16 protein-coding genes are annotated in these 18,460 nt (G+C 72.1%); 14 read left to right on the forward strand and 2 right to left on the reverse strand.

The window, feature by feature from the left end; all coding sequences use genetic code 11:
- The first annotated feature begins 33 nt into the window (after positions 1-33).
- A complete protein-coding gene (locus tag WCD41_RS12700) occupies positions 34-807 on the forward strand; it encodes an isocitrate lyase/PEP mutase family protein (RefSeq protein ID WP_337713790.1) in 774 nt (257 codons plus the stop codon).
- Between the two features lie 41 nt (positions 808-848).
- Here the strand turns inward: WCD41_RS12700 and WCD41_RS12705 are convergent, their stop codons facing one another.
- Together WCD41_RS12705 and WCD41_RS12710 are read right to left on the reverse strand one after the other, a co-directional pair.
- Positions 849-2,018 carry an aminotransferase class I/II-fold pyridoxal phosphate-dependent enzyme gene (locus tag WCD41_RS12705; RefSeq protein ID WP_337713791.1) on the reverse strand — a complete coding sequence of 390 codons (1,170 nt, stop codon included), beginning with the start codon at positions 2,016-2,018 and terminating at the stop codon, positions 849-851.
- Positions 2,018-2,497, reverse strand: a complete 480-nt coding sequence (locus WCD41_RS12710; protein ID WP_337713792.1) for an Lrp/AsnC family transcriptional regulator — start codon at positions 2,495-2,497, stop codon at positions 2,018-2,020. The genes WCD41_RS12705 and WCD41_RS12710 overlap by 1 nt, the downstream gene beginning before the upstream one ends.
- Positions 2,498-2,543: 46 nt before the next feature.
- Between WCD41_RS12710 and WCD41_RS12715 the strand changes: the two genes are divergently transcribed.
- From WCD41_RS12715 to WCD41_RS12775, 13 genes are all read left to right on the forward strand, one after another.
- Complete coding sequence (locus tag WCD41_RS12715; RefSeq protein WP_337713793.1) at positions 2,544-3,425, forward strand: polysaccharide deacetylase family protein; 882 nt, start codon at positions 2,544-2,546, stop codon at positions 3,423-3,425.
- Positions 3,426-3,438: 13 nt separating this feature from the next.
- The gene (locus WCD41_RS12720) at positions 3,439-3,882 is read left to right on the forward strand and encodes a hypothetical protein (protein ID WP_337713794.1); all 444 of its coding nucleotides are present in this window, start codon (positions 3,439-3,441) and stop codon (positions 3,880-3,882) included.
- Positions 3,879-5,282 carry a replication-associated recombination protein A gene (locus WCD41_RS12725; protein WP_337713795.1) on the forward strand — a complete coding sequence of 468 codons (1,404 nt, stop codon included), beginning with the start codon at positions 3,879-3,881 and terminating at the stop codon, positions 5,280-5,282. The genes WCD41_RS12720 and WCD41_RS12725 overlap by 4 nt, the downstream gene beginning before the upstream one ends.
- Before the next feature lie 84 nt (positions 5,283-5,366).
- Positions 5,367-6,707, forward strand: a complete 1,341-nt coding sequence (locus WCD41_RS12730) for a toll/interleukin-1 receptor domain-containing protein (protein WP_337713796.1) — start codon at positions 5,367-5,369, stop codon at positions 6,705-6,707.
- 19 nt (positions 6,708-6,726) lie between these two features.
- Complete coding sequence (locus WCD41_RS12735) at positions 6,727-7,752, forward strand: AAA family ATPase (protein ID WP_337713797.1); 1,026 nt, start codon at positions 6,727-6,729, stop codon at positions 7,750-7,752.
- On the forward strand, positions 7,749-10,742 hold the full coding sequence (locus WCD41_RS12740) for a S1 RNA-binding domain-containing protein (protein WP_337713798.1): 2,994 nt from the start codon (positions 7,749-7,751) through the stop codon (positions 10,740-10,742). Before WCD41_RS12735 ends, WCD41_RS12740 begins: the two co-directional genes overlap by 4 nt.
- Before the next feature lie 435 nt (positions 10,743-11,177).
- Positions 11,178-11,990 (forward strand): hypothetical protein, encoded by an 813-nt coding sequence (locus tag WCD41_RS12745; protein WP_337713799.1) that lies wholly within the window; start codon positions 11,178-11,180, stop codon positions 11,988-11,990.
- Positions 11,991-12,172: 182 nt separating this feature from the next.
- Positions 12,173-12,574 carry a DUF948 domain-containing protein gene (locus WCD41_RS12750; protein ID WP_337713800.1) on the forward strand — a complete coding sequence of 134 codons (402 nt, stop codon included), beginning with the start codon at positions 12,173-12,175 and terminating at the stop codon, positions 12,572-12,574.
- Positions 12,571-12,873: a hypothetical protein gene (locus tag WCD41_RS12755; RefSeq protein WP_337713801.1), complete on the forward strand. Its 303-nt coding sequence runs from the start codon at positions 12,571-12,573 to the stop codon at positions 12,871-12,873. Before WCD41_RS12750 ends, WCD41_RS12755 begins: the two co-directional genes overlap by 4 nt.
- A 66-nt stretch (positions 12,874-12,939) precedes the next feature.
- Positions 12,940-15,612 carry an alanine--tRNA ligase gene (gene alaS, locus WCD41_RS12760; RefSeq protein ID WP_337713802.1) on the forward strand — a complete coding sequence of 891 codons (2,673 nt, stop codon included), beginning with the start codon at positions 12,940-12,942 and terminating at the stop codon, positions 15,610-15,612.
- Positions 15,613-15,622: 10 nt separating this feature from the next.
- Positions 15,623-16,084, forward strand: coding sequence for a Holliday junction resolvase RuvX (ruvX, locus tag WCD41_RS12765; protein ID WP_337713803.1), 462 nt, complete (start codon positions 15,623-15,625; stop codon positions 16,082-16,084).
- Positions 16,085-16,149: 65 nt separating this feature from the next.
- The gene (locus WCD41_RS12770) at positions 16,150-17,541 is read left to right on the forward strand and encodes an endolytic transglycosylase MltG (RefSeq protein ID WP_337713804.1); all 1,392 of its coding nucleotides are present in this window, start codon (positions 16,150-16,152) and stop codon (positions 17,539-17,541) included.
- 2 nt (positions 17,542-17,543) lie between these two features.
- Complete coding sequence (locus WCD41_RS12775) at positions 17,544-18,413, forward strand: shikimate dehydrogenase (RefSeq protein WP_337713805.1); 870 nt, start codon at positions 17,544-17,546, stop codon at positions 18,411-18,413.
- Positions 18,414-18,460 lie beyond the last annotated feature (47 nt).

The raw sequence follows: 18,460 nt of genomic DNA on the forward strand, positions 1-18,460 counted from the left end.
GTCAACGCGTCCGTTCCGGGGTACGGGATCGCCATGAGCACCGCTGACAAGGCTGCTGAACTCCGCCGACTGCACGAAGCACCCGAGCTGCTCGTGGTCGTCAACGTGTGGGACGCGATCACCGCGACCACGGTCGCGAACACCCCGGGCACGAAGGCCCTCGCCACCGCCAGCCACGGCATCGCCGCGTCGCGCGGCTACCCCGACGGTGAGGTCATCCCGCGCGACGAGATGATCAGCGAGGTCGGGCTGATCGCGCGGCAGACCGACCTGCCCGTCACGGCCGACCTCGAGGCCGGCTACGGCGACCCGGGCGGCACCGTCGCCCGCGCGATCGACGTCGGGATCGTCGGCGCCAACCTCGAGGACCAGCTCAAGCCGCTACGCGAGTCGGTGTCGGCGGTCGAGGCGGCCGTCGCCGCGGCCGAGAAGGCCGGCGTGCCCTTCGCGCTCAACGCCCGCACCGACGCCTGGGTGCGCGGCGGCGACCGCGACCCGAAGGTGATCCTCGACGACGCGATCGAGCGCGGCCGGGCCTACCTCGAGGCCGGGGCGACGTCGTTCTTCGTGCCCGGGAAGCTCTCCGAGGAGACGATCCAGGCCCTGGTGTCGGAACTGGGCGAGCGCAAGGTCAACGTCATCGGCGTGCCCGGGATGCCGGGCACCGCGCGCCTCGCCGAGCTGGGCGTCGCCCGCTGCTCGTTCGGGCCGTGGAGCCAGAACGTGGCGCTGACGGCCCTGGCGAAGCTCGCCGAGGACGCCTACGCCGGCGGCGGTCTCCCCGAGGGCACCCGCAAGCTCAACTGACCCATGTGAGCACTTTCCGGGCCCATCGGCCCGGAAAGTGCTCACGTACGGGAGGACAGGAAGTGGCCGATGCGCTCGAGGGCCTCCTCGAGAAGGGGGAGCGCGGTGGCGTAGGAGCAGCGCACGTGGCCCTCGCCCGACGGGCCGAACACGTCGCCGGGCACCACGGCCACCTTCTGCTCGTTCAGCAGCTGCTCGGCGAAGTCCTGCGACGACAGCCCGCTCGCCCGGATCGACGGGAACGCGTAGAACGCCCCGCCCGGCTCCGGGCAGGTCAGCCCCAGCTCGTCGAGCCCCTTGACGAACAGCCGCCGGCGCCGGTCGTAGTCGGCGACCATCTCGGCGACGTCCGGCTCGGCGCTGCGCAGCGCCTCGATCGCGGCGACCTGGCTGACGTGCGGCGCGCACAGCATCGTGTACTGGTGGATGCGGTGCATCAGCGCCGCCAGCGGCTCCGGCGCGCACACGTAGCCGACGCGCCAGCCGGTCATGGCGTACGACTTCGAGAACCCGTTGAGCAGCACCGTGCGGTCCCACGCCCCGGCGATCGCCGCGGTGCTGGTGTGGGTGCCGGTGTAGGTGAGCCGGTCGTAGATCTCGTCGCTGACCAGCCAGAAGTCCTCGCGCTCGGCCAGCGCCACCACGGCCGCGAGGTCCTCGGCCGACTGCGCCGCGCCCGTCGGGTTGGACGGCGAGCCGAAGAGCACCGCCTTCGTCCGCGGGGTCACCGCGGCCGCGATCCGCTCGGCGTCGAGCCGGTAGCCCTGCGCCGGGTCCATCGCGACGGGCACCGCGACGCCACCCGCGAAGGCCACGCACGGCTGGTAGGCGACGTAGGAGGGCTCGGGGACGATCACCTCGTCGCCGGGGTTGATCAGTGCCCGCAGCGCCAGGTCGAGCCCCTCGGACACCCCGGAGGTCACCAGGCACTCGTCGGCGGGCCGGTAGGTGACGCCGTGACGGGCCGCGAGGTCGGCGCAGATCAGCTCGCGCAGCTCGGGCAGGCCGGAGTTGCCGGTGTAGGTCGTCGCGCCGCGCGAGAGCGCGTGGATGGCCGCCTCGCGCACGCCCCACGGCGTCGGGAAGTCGGGCTCGCCGACGCCGAGGGTGATGACGCCCTTCATGGTCTGGGCGAGGTCGAAGAACTTCCGGATGCCCGACGGCGGGCAGGCCTCGACGACCCGGGACAGGGGCTTCTGCGGAGGGGTCATCAGGGCATCACCGAGAGACGCTGGTCGGGCTCGGGGTCGGTGAGCAGCTGCCCGTCGTCCTTGTAGCGCCGCAGCAGGAAGTGGGTGCTGGTCGCGGTGACGCGCTCGACGCCGGACAGCTTCTGGGCGACGAAGTCCGCGACCTCCTTCATCGACGCGCCCTCCACCTCGACCCGCAGGTCCTGCGCCCCGCTGACCAGGTGCACCGCGCGGATCTCGCGGAACTTCGCGATCCGCTCGGCGACGTCGTCGAACCCCCGCCCCCGTTCCGGGGCCACCGTGACGTCGACGAACGCGGTGACGCGGCTGTCGCCCGCTCGGTCCCAGTCGACGACGGCCTTGTAGCGCCGGATCACGCCGTCGGCCTCCCACGCCGCGATCGCCGTGCGCACCTCGTCCTCCGCGATCCCGGTGAGCGCCGCGATGCGGTCGGGAGTCGCACGGGCGTCGGACTCGAGCACGCTCAGGATCTCGCGCATGGGGGAACCCTAGTCGTCGAGGAGCCGGGTCGTCGGGAGGAGCATCATGGCGAAAGAGATCTTCGTGGCGTTCGGGGTCGACGTGGACGCCGTCGCCGGCTGGCTGGGTTCGTACGGCGGCCAGGACTCGCCCGACGACATCTCGCGGGGCCTGTTCGCCGGCGAGGTCGGCGTGCCCCGGCTGCTCGAGCTGTTCCGCCGCTACGAGCTCACCCAGACGTTCTTCTGGCCCGGGCACTCGGTGGAGACGTTCCCCGCCGAGTTCGACGCCTGCGTCGCGGCCGGCCACGAGACCGGCGTGCACGGCTACAGCCACGAGAACCCGCTCGCGATGACCCGCGAGCAGGAGGAGACGATCCTCGACTACTGCGTCGACCTCATCGAGCGCCGCAGCGGGCGCCGCCCCACCGGCTATGTCGCGCCGTGGTGGGAGTTCAGCCGGGTCACCAACGAGATCCTGCTCGACCGCGGCATCCGCTACGACCACTCGCTGATGCACCGCGACGTGACCCCGTACTACGTGCGCGTCGGCGACTCCTGGACCCCGATCGACTACGACCAGCCGGCGCAGACGTGGATGAAGCCGCTCGAGCGAGGCACCGAGACCGACCTCGTCGAGATCCCGGCCAACTGGTTCCTCGACGACCTGCCGCCGATGATGTTCATCAAGGGCAGCCCGAACAGCCACGGCTTCGTCAACCCGCGCGACATCGAGCAGATGTGGCGCGACCAGTTCGACTGGACGTACCGCGAGTGCGACTACGCGGCCTTCACGATGACGATCCACCCCGACGTCTCGGGACGACCGCAGGTGCTGCTCGCCCTCGAGCGGCTCATCGAGCACATCAACGGCCACGACGGGGTGCGCTGGGCGACGTTCGACGAGATCGCGCAGGACTTCGTCGCCCGGAACCCGCGCGGTGCCTGAGCGTGTGCCCCTGATGTGTGCAGCCTGCGGCTCCGGTCGCGTCCGCGCGCCGTGGGAGGACACCCTCGGCCCGCCCGACCCCGGCGCCGCGCGGCGCCGGGCGGCCGCGCTGACCCGGTGGCTCGCGCCCCGGCGCTGGCGGGTGGCGGCGTGGGCGGGCGGCTACACGGTCGCCGGGCCGACCGGCCCGCTCCCGCCCGCCGGGAGCGTCGACGAGATCGTCGCGCGGGTGACGTGGCCCCCGGACGTGCCCGACGGGGAGACCCTCGCCGACGCCGTCGTCCGCGCCTCCGTCGCGGCGCTCCACGACGGGGCGCCGATCGTCCTCGCCGGGCCCGAGCCGGGGCCCGCGCGCCGGCTGCTGGCCCACGGCCACGTGCCTGTCGACGTCGTCCCGACCGCGGGGTGCCGCTGGAGCGTGACCCGTCAGGGGTGCTCAGTACCGTTCGGGGCATGAGCGAGGAGGGCCTGTTCGAGGTCGCGGCGCCCGAGCCCGTCGCCGACGGCCCGGACCCCGACCGTCCCGTGACGCGGGGGGTCGTGGAGGACCGACCCGCGCCGACCAGCGGCGTGGGGGCGCCGCTGGCGGTCCGCATGCGCCCGGCGAGCATCGACGAGGTCGTCGGGCAGGCCCACCTGCTCGCCCCGGGCGCCCCGCTGCGCCGGCTCGTCGAGGGCGCGGCGCCGGCGTCGGTGCTGCTGCACGGCCCGCCGGGGACGGGCAAGACCACCCTCGCCCGGCTGATCTCGCAGGCCACCGGCCGCGCCTTCGAGGCCCTCAGCGCACTCAACGCCGGGGTCAAGGAGGTCCGCGGGGTCATCGAGGTCGCCCGCCGCCGCCTCGCCGCGTCCGAGCCCCGCCGCACGGTCCTGTTCATCGACGAGATCCACCGCTTCTCGCGCACCCAGCAGGACGCGCTGCTCGCCGCCGTCGAGGACCGGGTCGTGCTGCTCGTCGGCGCCACCACCGAGAACCCGTCGTTCTCCGTCGTGGCGCCCCTGCTGTCGCGGTCGCTGGTGCTCGGCCTGCACGCCCTCGACGACGAGGCGGTCGGCACGCTGCTCGACCGTGCCGTCGCCGACCAGCGGGGCCTCGGCGGCGCGGTGACGCTGCACCCGGACGCCCGCGCCCACCTCGTGCGCCTCGCCGCGGGTGACGGCCGGCGCTCGCTCACCGCCCTCGAGGCGGCCGCCGACGCGGTGGGGGGAGCCGGGGAGATCACGCTCGCCGACGTCGAGCGCGTGGTCGACGAGGTCGCCGTGCGCTACGACCGCGCGGGCGACCAGCACTACGACGTCATCTCGGCGTTCATCAAGTCGATCCGCGGCTCGGACCCCGACGCCGCCCTGCACTACCTGGCCCGCATGATCGTGGCGGGGGAGGACCCACGCTTCATCGCGCGCCGCCTCGTGGTGCACGCCAGCGAGGACGTCGGCCTGGCCGACCCGACGGCCCTCCCGGCCGCGGTCGCCGCCGCGCAGGCGGTGCAGCTCATCGGCCTGCCCGAGGCGCGGATCAACCTGGCCCAGGTGACGATCCACCTCGCGACCGCGCCGAAGTCCAACGCCGTGATCACCGCGATCGACGAGGCGATGAGCGACGTGCGCACCGGCGCCGCCGGGCCCGTCCCGCCGCACCTGCGCGACGGCCACTACGCGGGCGCCCAGGCGATGGGCAACGCGGTGGGCTACGTCTACCCGCACGACGACCGCGCCGGGGTGGTCACCCAGCAGTACCCGCCGGACGAGCTGGTGGGCCGCGACTACTACCGGCCCGGCGGCCGGGGCGACGAGCGAGAGCGCTCGGAGCGCGTGGCGCGCCTGCGGGAGGTCGTGCGGGGCCGCAGCCGGTCCTGACGTCGCGCGACGAGTGGTGTGCCGAGGTGACTCGGCGCTCGACGAGCTAGAGTCCTATCCGGGTAGGGAGGGGGCTCGCAGCACTTGGGCGCGGTATTCGTCAGCCATACGTCGCGGATTCGTTCGGCGGACGAGATCCGCTCCGCCTCGCCGGAGGGCCTCGACACCCCCAACAAGCATGCGAACAGGAAGCGCTACCTCCGCAACCATCTCCTTCCCGCCTTGGGCTCGATGCTCCGCGAGTACGGACGGGAGGCCTGGTACGACCTCGACCGGATTCGTCCGGGGGATGAGTTCGAACCTGCTATCGCGCACGCCTTGCTCACGTGCGAGGCCGCACTAATTCTCGTGGACCGCGATGCGCTCAGTTCCGGGTTCATGCGCGACGAAGCTCAGATGCTCGGATGGCGGCTCAAAGCCGAGCACGACTTCATCGTTCGAATCGTTCTACTCGGCGACGTCAACGAGAAGGAGTTCGCGGACAGCTCGCTCGGTCGAACGCCATGTGGCGCTCTCTCGTGCAGCACTCCCGAAGAACGCGGCTCCCACAAGCCCGCCGCAGCACCGCGGGTGGCGCGACAGATCATCGAATCGTTGCCGGCCCGGTTGGGTGCCATGAGTTCCGGCCGCGTGGCGGCCCACTGGGTCAGTGACGTCGCCCATTTCCTCGCCGACGTCCCTCCTCACGTTCTCGACGACGTCGAGGTCGAGCTCGACATCACGGCCTCTGCTGCTCGATTCGGTACACGTCGTGAGCGTGTCGCAGCTGCTCTCTTGCGAACCGAGGACGGGCGGATCGGCTACGACAGGGCCCTGGCAGTTCTGCGCCGGGTCGAGGAGTACTTGAGCGCACCGGCACGGGCTGCACTCGTCAAGCGCCTGGTGCCTCTGTGGGCTGATGTCGAAACGGCACAGCTGCTCCACGAGGTCTGCTCGCGGCCGGCACACCGGCGCCTCGCGGCGGTGGTCGCCGATGCCTCACTCCGCGCAGAACACGCACTCGCTCGCGCCAACGCCTCGGATCCCCTGACGGTGACCTGTCGTCTTCCAGGTCGTACCGGTGAGGACTTGGCTGCCGAACTCGTCGAACGCTGTGATGTTCATCTGCGCGATTTCTTGTGCCTCGATCCTGAGACGCGGCCGAAGGAGGTGCGCGCTCTGTTGGAAGATGAGCAACAGACCTATGTGGCTCTCATCCCCAGTCTCGAACCCCGACGCTCTTACGAGGCCGCTCGAACGTTGGTCCATCGCTTCCCGGGGGTGGTCTTCGTCCTCGTCTCGCCCAGAGGCAAGGTCGACTGGAGCGTGGCCCGCCTTCAACCGCTGGCTCTTCCTGCCGACGAGGACTGGGAGCTAATATCGCGTCGGCGAATTCGACAAGTCTACAGGGTGAACGAGGAGGTGCCGGATTTCGGAGAGTTCTGACGCGGCCCACGACGAACGCGTGAGCAGGCCCGACAAGGGAGGCGACTTTGCCATCTCAGCGGTCTTGGAAGACCTCGACCGGCTTCAGGATCGACCTTCGGCGACCGGGCTCCCGCGAGGAGACGCGCGTGACGGTGAAGTCTATGTGATCACCGACGCCATTCGCACCGCTATCAAGGTCGCCGTGATCACCGGACGACCTCTGTTGCTCGGCGGACCGCCCGGATGTGGGAAGTCGAGCCTCGCGAGCTACCTCGCGCGCAATCTCGGCGTTGTCTACGACGAGTTCGTGGCGACGGAGGAGTCGACGCCTGCGGACCTGCTGTGGACCTTCGATGCTGTTCGCCGGCTCGGGGACGCCCAAGCCGATCGGCTCCGCGGCGGGCGAGCCGGTACGGCCGCCTACGTGGAGCCCGGGCCGCTTTGGTGGGCGTTCGACCCCGGCTCCGCGCGACGCCGTGGCTTGGAACACGCAGAATTCGAGAGATCGGGCCTGGAACCTGCGATCGGACCTGCGCCCGTCAGCGGTTCGAGGGTGACCCGCTCCGGGGCGGTGGTGCTCATCGACGAGATCGACAAGGCCGACCTCTCGTTCTGCAACGGGCTACTGGTGCCGTTCGGTAGCAAGCAGTTCGCAGTTCCGGAGCTCGGACTGGTCGTGCGAACCGACGCCCTTGTACCGACATGGAGTCCTTTGACGATCATCACGACCAACCACGAAAGAGATCTTCCGGACGCCTTCGTGCGGCGCTGCGTGGTCTTGAATCTCAAGGCTCCGACCTCCGAAGAGCTCGTGGAGATCGTTGAGCGGCATTTCACGACGGAGCGACTCGACGCCGAGCAACTGGCGGTAGTGGAGCGCCTCGCCAACTCGGTGGGTGAGTCCGGAGCCTTGCCCAGCACCTCGGAGTTCCTCGACCTCGTGAACGTGGCTCTGACGACGCCGGAGCTGCACCAGGATCCGGCGACGTGGGCCCTGGTCGAACAGATGACGGTCGCAAGAGTCGGACGCGGCAGGCGGCTGGAGCGCCGCTGGGCTCGATGAGCGCGGGGAACCTCGCGGACGGCGCACGGATCCTCGCGTTCCGGCAACACTTCCGGGATGTCGGGGCTGCGCTGAGCCACGTCGGGCTGGCGCTCCGACCAGACCAAGCCGTGCTGTCCGATGACCCGTCCGCGATGCCTGCCTCCGTCCTCGAGCCTTTACCGGCATCGTTGCCGCAACGCGGAGCGGATGGGTGGGGCGCGGGCGACGAGTCGGGTTCGGACGACGAACACGACGACGAGCAGGCGCAGACGAGCGCGCATGATCGCAACGACCCCGCGAACTCCCGCGGGGCAGGCGACGAAGGGTCGCGGAGACGTCGCTCCAGGCCGTCCTCACGTAGATCGCGGGTCATAGCGTCCGTGGTGCCCGGGGTGGTGGACACCGCCGCCGGTGCCGTTCCGATCGAGGTCGCCGTGGAGGCGGAGGGATCCGATTACCGCCCCGTTCCCCATCGGGGTAGCGGCGACGTCCCGCTCAGGACAGCCTCCATGTTCTCCGGGCCGACCGTGCAGTCCGCTCTGCGTTCAATGACGAGGGTTGCTCGTGCTGGCCGCTTGCCGGACGTCCCGGCCGTCGTCGACGCTGTGGCGCGGGGTCGGCCGATGCGGGACGTGCCGCTCCTGACCGTGGCTGGGCCCCCGTCGTGCGTGCGCTTCCTCGTCGATGCCAACCTCCGTGCCGGCCTCCTCGCGATGGACATCGCCGATCTCGAGGAGGAGGCCCGGCGGGCCTTTGGCGTCGACCGGCTCGAGACGATGTCGTACCACGGAACTCCTCAAGCCGGATGCGGCGTCGGCGCTCGGCCGACATGGGTTCCATGGGATCAGCAGCCCTTCGCGCCATCAACCATCCTGGTTCGTCCTGGACTGGTTGCCATGGACGAGATCGCCTCGATGGCGGCGGACGTCGCCCGTGCCCGCTCCCAGGGCTCGCGTGTCGTGGAGATCGTGGTGGGCGGCCGGGACTCGGGACGACGGAGTCCCGATCTCCTGATGGTGGAGGACGAGGCAATACCGGACCCGGACCCGGTTCGACGTGAACTGCTCGATGCCGTCCTAGCGGACCCCGTGGTCCGCGGGTCGCCTCTGCTCGCCCTCGCCACGCTTCTGAGCACTCCTCCGTTCGTGTCCGCCGCTGCTGTGCGCCGGGTGCGGCAGGCGTTCTTCGGCCCCAACTCGCTGTGGCTGGAACTCGAGCTAGGCCTGTCGGACGTGGTCGATGGGATCTTTTCGGGAGGCCTGGAGCTGACAGATGATTTCCGCGCTCGGGCATGGGAGGCGCTCCGTGTAGCGCTCTGGCAGCACACGGACCGGGTCGAAGCCCTCAGCGCCCTCCTCGTCCGCGACGATGGGACAAGCCCCCTTCTCGCGCTCGAGGAGGAGATGGTCTGGGCTCACGTCACGACGGATGACGGCCGCCCGACCGTCGACCGCGTGTTGGCGGACTGCGTCAGGACCATCGTGCGGGAGAGGCGAAACGGAATCTCCGACTGGGCGTCGGCTGCGTTGTGGCGTCTCCCCGAAGCCCTTCGGTCGACGCCAACCGCCTGGTTGACCGCCCAGCTCTGTCGGGCCCTGGGCCGCCACCCGCCCGTCGTCGCAACTCCCGAGTCGGGCTGGGATGGACTGCTCCTGAGGGAGGTCGCGCCGCTCCTTCCGCAGACCCTCGTCGGGTTCGTCCGCGACGGGGAAGCGCTGGAGTTCGGATCCATCAATCGTCACCGGCGCTGTGCGATCCTGGTCCCACTCCTTCCGGTCATGCCGCTGGTCGTGCAGTGGCACGACGGCACTCGTGCCCGCCGCGAGGAGATCGACCCTGCTGTCGGTACGCAGCTTCTGCAGACCGGCTCGGCGACGGTCAGGGTGTCGAACCTCGCAGGTTCGCTCGTCGAGCTCGAGGGTTTCCCCGCGGAAGCGGGGGTACCAGCAGAGATCGTCAACATCGAGTCGTCGCTTGATGTCCTCGAGAGCGCCTGGAAGGCTCAACAACTAGTGGCGGCTCGGGTGGTGCGTGCCATCTCGCCGACAACGGCAGTGGTCACCATCTCCCGAGCTCCCGCCCTCACCGGCCGGCTTCGCCTCAGGCGCGGCGAGGGCGTCGTGTCGTCTCTGCTCGAGAACGACATCACCGTGCGTCTCACCTCCGTGGACCGACCTGATCAGCGGATCGAATGCGTTCTCGTCGACATTGGGCCGTGGAACATCGGATTCCTGGAGGTCGGTGCCTGGGTCGAGGCGACCGTGTCCAATGTCGTGGAGTACGGGGTGTTTTTCCTCCTCCCCACGGGGCAGGGAGATCACGCGGTAGGGGGATTGCTGCACCGGTCTCAGATGGTCGACGCGGACGGCGCGCTGTGGCCTCTCCCCGGGGATCTTCTGACTGTCCGAATCAACTCGATCGACCGCGAGACCCGCCAGATCGGCTTGAGCACGATCAGACCACCGGACATTCTCGCGCACCCGACCGGCTCCACGGTCACAGCAACCGTGCACGATGTGCGCCCGTACGGATTCCTGATCGAGCTGCCGTCCGGGCACGTGGCGTTGCTGCACAACGACGAGATCCCGCGTGGGATGCAGCGCAGGACGGGCGATCGGGTTCGCGTCGGCATCAAACAGATCGATGAGCTGGCCGGCCGCGTCTCACTCCATGCCGTCCCTCCGATTCGCTCCGGGGACCTGACGCGGGAGACCGTTGTCGCGCCGACCGCCAGTAAGCCACCACCCCCGGGACGGTCACGGTGGTTCGACGAGGACTCGCCTGAAGCGGTGGCTGCGATCCGTGACTATGTTGCTGATCGGGTGCGCACCGACGCGGGCGAGGCCGCCTCGGCTGTGCGCCTCGCTCATGATCTACGGCTCCGATTCGGTCCGCTCCTGCTCGGTGATTGGCTCGGCTTTGAGCGCTTCGGACTGATGATCGAAGACATCGTGCCGGGTGCGGTCGTCGAGGACGACCGCATCGCCGTGTACCGGCCAGACCGATGAGTCCCGCACCGACCCCATCGATGTCGAATCCCTTGCGTCTCAACAAGCTCGGCACGTGCGTCGTCGGTGTCCACGGAGAGGGGTCGCTGCGACGGATCGACGAGCGCTCGGATCAGGGCTGAGCCGTGCCGACAGTGGTGGGTCAGGCCGACACGAGCCGGGGCACCGCGGGCGCGCCCCCCGGCCGCCCGCGGCACCCCGGCCCGCGGGGCCACCACCCCCCGAACGGAACCGGTGGCCTCCGACGGAATCTTCGTCGGTGATCTCCGGCGGGTTTCCGGGGACGCGTCCCGGCGTGTCCGGGCGGTGTCCGCCGAACGTCCCGGACAGCGGCCGGACGGCGGCTGGGCATCGGGCCCGCCGTGCCGGACGATCTTGCGTGCGGGTCCGGGGGGACCACGGGGGGACCGAGGGGGAGCCATCGACGGCGAGGGTGTGGGACGCGGGGGTCCGGACGGGAGCGGTGACTCCCCGGCGCGGTTCTGCGCGGACTTCCGGGACGCCCTGCGGGCGCGGGACGTGTCGTTCCGCCGGGCGGAGGAGCTCTCGGGCTGGGGGAAGTCGACGATCGCCACCGCCACGCGCGGGCCCGGGCTGCCCAACGCCGACCTCGTGAGCGACGTGCTCGGCGCCGTCGGTCTCGAGCCGGACGAGGTGGCGGCCTGGCAGGCCCGGCACGCCCGGCTGCGCGAGCCCGACGCGCCGCGTGACGACCCGCCGCCGCCCGCCGGCCCGCCACCGGCCGCCCCGCCGCCGCCGGCCCGTCCCGGGCCGGCGCGTCGCTCCACCCGCCGGCGGCTCGAGATCGTGGTGTTCACCGTGCTCGTCGCGCTCGTGGCGGGTCTCGCGACGGCGCTCGTACTCGTCCTGGCGGCCGCGCCGGACCCACCGACCGACCGCACCGTCGTCGTGCAGAACCGCGTCGCGATCGGTGACGGCGCGCTCGTCGAGGACCGCACCCCGTCGTACCTGTCGTCCCGGCCGGTCGCCCGCTGCGCCAACATGCCCGGCTGCAAGATCCCCGGCACCGACGTGGGCAGCGGGTTCACCTTCGAGGCGGTCTGCCAGCTGACCGGCGAGGTCATCACCAACGCCGACGTCACCTCGACGAACATCGGCCAGAACCCGAACGCCGCGGTGTCGGAGCTCTGGCTCGGCGCCCGGGCCCCCGACGGGCGGGTCGGCTACATCTCCGAGGTCTACCTCGCACCGGCGTACCGGGGCGGGCTGGGGCTGCCCGCCTGCTGAGCACACCGCCTGCTGATCGCATCGCCTGCTGATCAAGCCGGACGGCGGGGCCGGGAAGTTCACGAACGGCGCACGGTAACCTGCCGCCACCTGCGCCAGGTGGCGTCCGCGACCCGCTCCCGGGTGGTGTCGCGGGGCGTCGGTCCGGGGACCTGTACCGCACCCAGCACCGAGGAGGACCCGTGTCGGTCGGCCAGATCGCGGCGATCGTCGCCGCGGTGGCGTTCGTGATCCTGGTGGTGCTGCTCGCCATCCCGTTGATCAAGCTCGGGCGCACCCTCGACGAGGCGACGATCGCGATCCGCAAGGCCCACGAGGGCACCGAGCCCCTGCTCTCCGACGCCGGGGTCACGCTGACCACCGTCAACACCCAGCTCGAGCGGGTGGACGGGGTCACGGCCAGTGCCCAGGCCGTCGCGGCCAACACCAAGGCACTGAGCACGCTGTTCACCGCGACGCTGGGCGGCCCGCTCGTCAAGGTCGCGGCCCTGTCCTACGGGCTGCGCAAGGCCCAGCAGGCCCGCAGGCTCAAGAACGCGCCGAAGGGCAAGGACCGGAAGTCGAAGCGGAGCGTGCGCGCATGAGGCGACTGTTCTGGGTCGGCGTCGGTGTCGCGGTCGGCGTCACCGCCACCCGCAAAGTCAACGAAATGACCCAGAAGGCCACGCCGGCGGGCGTCGGCACGAGCCTCGGCGAGGGGCTGCGGGAGCTCGGGGCCGGACTCGGGGCGTTCGGCGCGGAGGTGCGCGCCGGAATGAACGAACGCTCCGAGGAGCTGTACGCGATGGTGGAGGACACGACCGAGATCCCCGTGCGGCCCGACCCGCCGACGTCGGCCCGTCACGCGCGAGCGCCCCGGCGGGGAGACTCGCGCGCCCGCTGACGGGCGCCCCCGAGCACGTCCCCGCGCGATCCGCGTCCCCTTCCGCACTCTTCCGAGCAGGACACCGTGCAGACCCACGAGATCCGCCGACGCTTCCTCGCCCACTTCGAGAACGCCGGCCACACGCCCGTCCCCAGTGCCTCGCTGATCCTCGACGACCCGACCCTGCTGTTCGTCAACGCGGGGATGGTGCAGTTCAAGCCCTACTTCCTCGGTGACGCGCCGGCCCCCTGGCACACCGCGACGTCGATCCAGAAGTGTGTGCGCACCGGCGACATCGAGAACGTCGGCCACACCACCCGCCACAACACGTTCTTCCAGATGGCGGGCAACTTCTCGTTCGGCGACTACTTCAAGGAAGGCGCGATCCGGCACGCCTGGGCGCTGGTGACCGGCGCCGTCGACGACGGCGGGTTCGGTTTCGACCCCGAGCGCATCTGGGTCACCGTCTACGAGAACGACGACGAGGCCGAGCGCATCTGGCGCGACGAGATCGGGCTGCCGCCCGAGCGCATCCAGCGCCGCGACGGACGCGACAACTACTGGGACATGGGCGTCCCCGGACCCGGCGGCCCCTGCTCGGAGATCTACTACGACCGCGGGCCGGAGTTCGGGGTCGAGGGCGGCCCGGTCGCCGACGAGGACCGGTACCTCGAGATCTGGAACCTCGTGTTCATGCAGGACGTGCGCGGTGGCGAGAGCCCCAAGTACGGCGCCGCCCCGATCGGTGAGCTCCCGCAGAAGAACATCGACACCGGCCTGGGCATCGAGCGGGTCGCGTTCCTGCTCCAGGGCGTCGAGAACGTCTACGAGACCGACCTGCTGCGGCCGACCATCGACCGCGTCCAGGAGCTGTCGGGACGCTCCTACGACGGCGGCACGGCCGAGGACGGCGTGCGGTTCCGCGTCATCGCCGACCACATCCGTACCGGGACGATGATCATCGGCGACGGCGTGACCCCCGGCAACGAGGGCCGCGGTTACGTCCTGCGGCGCCTGCTGCGGCGCGTCGTGCGCAACGCGCGGCTGCTCGGGATCACCGAGCCGGTGCTCGCCGACCTCACCGCGGTGGTCCGCGACGCGATGGGACCGTCGTACCCCGAGATCGTGTCCGACTTCGACCGCATCGTCTCCGTGATGCGCGCCGAGGAGGACGCCTTCCGCGCCACGCTGACGACGGGCTCGCGGCTCTTCGACGACGCCGTCGCCAGCACCCGCGCGTCGGGACGCTCCGTGCTCTCCGGCGAGGACGCCTTCACCCTCCACGACACCTACGGCTTCCCCATCGACCTCACCCTCGAGATGGCGGGCGAGGCGGGGCTCGACGTCGACGAGGGTGCCTTCCGGTCGCTGATGAACCAGCAGCGCGCCCGGGCCAAGGCCGACGCGGCCAGCCGCAAGCAGGGCAGCGCCGACCACTCGGTCTACCGCCGCCTGCTCGAGGAGCACCCGCCCGGGGAGTTCCTCGGCTACACCGACCTGCAGGCCGCCGCGCGCATCGTGGGCCTGCTCGTCGACGGCCAGCCGGTGCCGGCGGCCTCGGCGGGCGACGTCGTCGAGATCGTCCTGGACAACACCCCGTTCTACGGCGAGTCGGGCGGTCAGCAGGCCGACACGGGCACCATCCGGACCGGGGACGGGACCGTCCACGTCGACGACGTCCAGATCCCCGTGCCCGGCCTGCGGATCCACCGCGGCGTCGTCACCGGGGGGACCGTCGCCGTCGACACGGCCGCCGACGCCGAGGTCGACGTCTCCCGGCGCACCGCCATCGCCCGCGCCCACACCGGGACCCACCTCGTGCACGCCGGGGTGCGCAACGCCCTCGGCCCCGCCGCCGCCCAGGCCGGCTCGCTCAACGCCCCCGGGCGCCTGCGCTTCGACTTCACCTCGCCCTCGGGCGGGATCCCGCCCGCGCTGCTGCTCGAGGTCGAGGACGAGGTCAACACGATCCTGCAGGAGGACCGCGACGTCGACTGGTACGTGACGTCGATGGACCGGGCCCGCGAGCTCGGCGCCATGATGCTGTTCGGCGAGAAGTACGGCGACCACGTGCGCGTCGTCGACATGGGGGAGTACTCCCGCGAGCTGTGCGGTGGCACCCACGTGGCCCGCACCGGCGAGCTCGGCATGGTCAAGGTCATCACCGAGGGGTCCATCGGCTCCGGGGTGCGGCGGGTCGAGGCCCTCGTCGGCCTGGACGCCTTCCGGTACCTCAACCGTGAGCACGTCCTGGTCAACCAGCTCGCCGAGCAGCTCAAGACGCCCAGCGACGAACTGCCGGAGCGCATCTCGGGCATCGTCGAGCGCCTGCGCGCCGCGGAGAAGGAGCTCGAGACCATCCGGGCGCGCGAGGTGCTCTCCTCGGCCGGCGCGCTGGCCGACGGCGCCGAGGACGTCGGCGGCATCGCGCTCGTCGCCGCCCGCACGCCCGAGGGCGTCGGTGGCGGCGACCTGCGCTCGCTGGCCGGCGACGTCCGGGGCCGGCTGCAGGCCCGCCCGGGCGTCGTGGCGCTCTTCGCCCCCGACGGCGAGAAGGTGTCGTTCGTCGTCGCCACCACCGAGGCCGCCCGCGAGCAGGGCCTCGGCGCCGGCGACCTCGTCAAGGCCTTCGCGCCCGCCGTGAACGGGCGGGGCGGCGGCAAGCCGGACCTCGCCCAGGGCGGGGGCAGCGGTGTCGCGGGCATCGACGACGCCATCGCCGCCCTCCGCGCGGAGGTGGCCCGCGCTGGCCGGTGACTCTCCCGTCGTGCGGGGCCGGCGCCTCGGCGTCGACGTCGGCAGCGTGCGCGTGGGCGTGGCGCTCTCGGATCCGGCCGGGGTGCTCGCCACCCCGCTCGTTACGCTCGCTCACGATGATGCCGGTACCGACCTGGACCGGCTCGTGGCGCTCGTCGACGAGCACGAGGTGGTCGAGGTGGTCGTGGGGCTCCCCCGGACGCTGGCCGGCCGGGACGGCCCGGCGGCGCAGACCGCCCGCGGCTACGCCGACGCGCTCACCGGGCGGCTGGCCTCCCGCGGGACCCCGGTCGTGCTCTCCGACGAGCGCCTGACCACCGTGACCGCGATGCGCACCCTCTCCGACCGCGGGGTCAAGGGGCGCAAGCAGCGCCGCGTGATCGACCAGGCCGCCGCCGTGGAGATCCTGCAGGGGTACCTCGACACCCGACGGGTCCGGACCCCCGACCCCGACAGCTCGGAGGACTCGTGACCGGACGTCACCCCGGGCCCGGCCGGCCCGACGGTCGATCGCACACCGAGCGCCGGGTGATCCGGATGTCGGCGACGACCGGGCGGGCGTTCGGAGGGTCGGGCCCGGGGTCGGCGGGGCCCTCGCGTGACCGTTACGTCGCCCATCCCGACGCCGAGACCGACCGGCACTACGCGGCGGCGTGGCGGGTGCCCGCGCCGGAGCCGGCGCCGGCGGACCCGCCTGCACCGGCCGAGGCCGAGCCGGACGCCGACGCCGGATGGCTGCTCGGTGACGACGAGCCGCGCTCCGGCGGGGACGCCCTCACCGAGGCGCTGCCGCAGGGCCGGCCGCCGCGCCGCCGCCGATGGCTGTGGCCCGCGGTCGCCGCGGTCCTGGTGCTCGCGCTCGTCGGCGGGGTGTTCTTCACCCGCGACCTGTGGCCGATCCTGTTCCCGCCGGACTACGACGGTCCCGGCACCGGCCGCGTCGTCGTGGAGGTCTCCGACGGCTCGTCCACCCGCGCGATCGGCGAGGAGCTCGTCGCCGCGGACGTGGTGGCCTCGGCGCGGGCGTTCGGCGACGCCGCGGAGGAGGACCCGAACGGGCGCGGCATCCAGCCCGGCTTCTACGAGCTGCGCCGGCAGATGTCGGCCGCGGGCGCCGTGACGGCACTGCTCGACCCCGCCACGCGCGTCGGGCGGCTCGACATCCGCAGCGGCACGCAGCTCGACGACACCGCCGGCAACGGCACCGAGGTCGTGCCGGGGGTCCTGTCGCTGATCTCGCGCGCCACCTGCACCGTCGACGGGTCCGGCGCGGAGCGCTGCGCCTCGGTCGAGGAGCTGCGCGCGGCGATGGCCGACACCGATCCGGCCGAGCTCGGGGTGCCCTCGTGGGCGCTCGACGGCGTCCGGCGCGCCGAGCCGGCCCGCCGGCTCGAGGGCCTGCTCGCCCCCGGTCCCTACGACCTGGCCCCGGGCACCGGGGCGCGCGAGGCGCTCGCCGCGGTGGTACGGGCGTCGGTGCCGCGGCTGGAGGCCGGGGGGCTCGTGCGCGAGGCCGAGGCCGCCGGGATGGCGCCCTACGACGCGCTGATCCTCGGGTCGCTCGCCGAGCGCGAGGGCGTCCCGGCCGACTTCGCGAAGGTCACGCGGGTCATCGTCAACCGGCTCGCGGTGCCGATGCGCCTGCAGTTCGACTCGACGGTGAACTACCCCCTGGACCGCCAGACGCTGCTGACCAGCCCGTACGATCGCGCCCGCCCGGGCCCGTACAACACCTACCTCAACCTCGGGTTGACCCCGACCCCCATCGGCGCGGTCAGCCCGCAGGCGCTGCAGGCCGCGCTCGAGCCCGAGCCGGGCCCGTGGGTGTACTTCGTGAAGTGCCAGACCGACGGCATCTCGTGCTTCGCCGTCACACCGGCCGAGCACGACGCCAACCGCCGGCTGGCGCAGGAGCGCGGGGTCTACTGAGGGTGCGCGCCGCCGTCCTGGGCTCGCCCGTCGCGCACTCGCGCTCGCCGGTGCTGCACCGGGCCGCCTACGCCGCGCTCGGCCTCGACGACTGGACCTACGGGACCGTCGAGTGCACCGCCGAGGAGCTGCCTGCTTTCGTGCGCGGGCTCGACAGGTCCTGGACGGGGTTGTCGGTGACGATGCCGGGCAAGCGGGCGGCGCTGGAGGTGGCGTCGTCGGTCTCGCTGCGCGCGCGCCGGGTCGGGGCCGCGAACACCCTGGTGCCCCACGACGGCGGGTGGGCCGCGGACTGCACCGACGTCGACGGCGTCGCCGGGGCCCTGCGGGCGGCGGGGGTGAGGGACTTCCCGCCGACCGTGTTCGCCGCCGACGCCGTGGTGCTGGGCAGCGGGGCGACCGCCTGCGCGGCGCTGGGCGGGATCTACGACATCGGCTGCGAGGGGGTGACCCTCGTCGTGCGGGATCTCCAGCGGGCCGCCGGGACGCTGGACGTCGCGCGGGGCTTCGGGTTCGCGCGGCGGGCGGTGACGTGGGCGGAGCTGTCGCCGCCGGACCTGGCGGACGCCAAGGCGCTGGTCAACACCACGCCGGCGGGGTCGGTGGACGCCTCCCTCGCCGCGCGTCTCGTCGCGTGGCTGCCCGACTGGGCGGTGGTGCTCGACGCGGTGTACCACCCGTGGCCGACCCCGCTGGCCGCCGCCGCGGCGGCCCGGGGGCTCCCCGTCGCCACCGGGCTCGACATGCTCCTGCACCAGGCCTTCGGCCAGGTCGAGCAGTTCACGGGTCTGCCGGCGCCGCGGGAGGCGATGCACCGGGCCCTCGCGGCGACCTCCGACACCCCGCTCCTGCCCCTGCCCCCGCTGACCTGACCGCGGTGTGTTGCCAGGAATGCGGCTTTCCTGGCGTCCCACGCCAG

It is taken from the genome of Actinomycetospora aeridis (assembly GCF_037400275.1).
GTDB lineage: Bacteria > Actinomycetota > Actinomycetes > Mycobacteriales > Pseudonocardiaceae > Actinomycetospora > Actinomycetospora aeridis.

What these genes read in the sequence shown, in the direction of transcription:
- WCD41_RS12700 (WP_337713790.1), top strand. Translation starts at nt 34, where the DNA reads ATGAGCACCGCTGACAAGGCTGCTGAACTCCGCCGACTGCACGAAGCA.
- WCD41_RS12705 (WP_337713791.1), bottom strand. Translation starts at nt 2,018, where the DNA reads ATGACCCCTCCGCAGAAGCCCCTGTCCCGGGTCGTCGAGGCCTGCCCG.
- WCD41_RS12710 (WP_337713792.1), bottom strand. Translation starts at nt 2,497, where the DNA reads ATGCGCGAGATCCTGAGCGTGCTCGAGTCCGACGCCCGTGCGACTCCC.
- WCD41_RS12715 (WP_337713793.1), top strand. Translation starts at nt 2,544, where the DNA reads ATGGCGAAAGAGATCTTCGTGGCGTTCGGGGTCGACGTGGACGCCGTC.
- WCD41_RS12720 (WP_337713794.1), top strand. Translation starts at nt 3,439, where the DNA reads ATGTGTGCAGCCTGCGGCTCCGGTCGCGTCCGCGCGCCGTGGGAGGAC.
- WCD41_RS12725 (WP_337713795.1), top strand. Translation starts at nt 3,879, where the DNA reads ATGAGCGAGGAGGGCCTGTTCGAGGTCGCGGCGCCCGAGCCCGTCGCC.
- WCD41_RS12740 (WP_337713798.1), top strand. Translation starts at nt 7,749, where the DNA reads ATGAGCGCGGGGAACCTCGCGGACGGCGCACGGATCCTCGCGTTCCGG.
- WCD41_RS12755 (WP_337713801.1), top strand. Translation starts at nt 12,571, where the DNA reads ATGAGGCGACTGTTCTGGGTCGGCGTCGGTGTCGCGGTCGGCGTCACC.
- WCD41_RS12770 (WP_337713804.1), top strand. Translation starts at nt 16,150, where the DNA reads ATGTCGGCGACGACCGGGCGGGCGTTCGGAGGGTCGGGCCCGGGGTCG.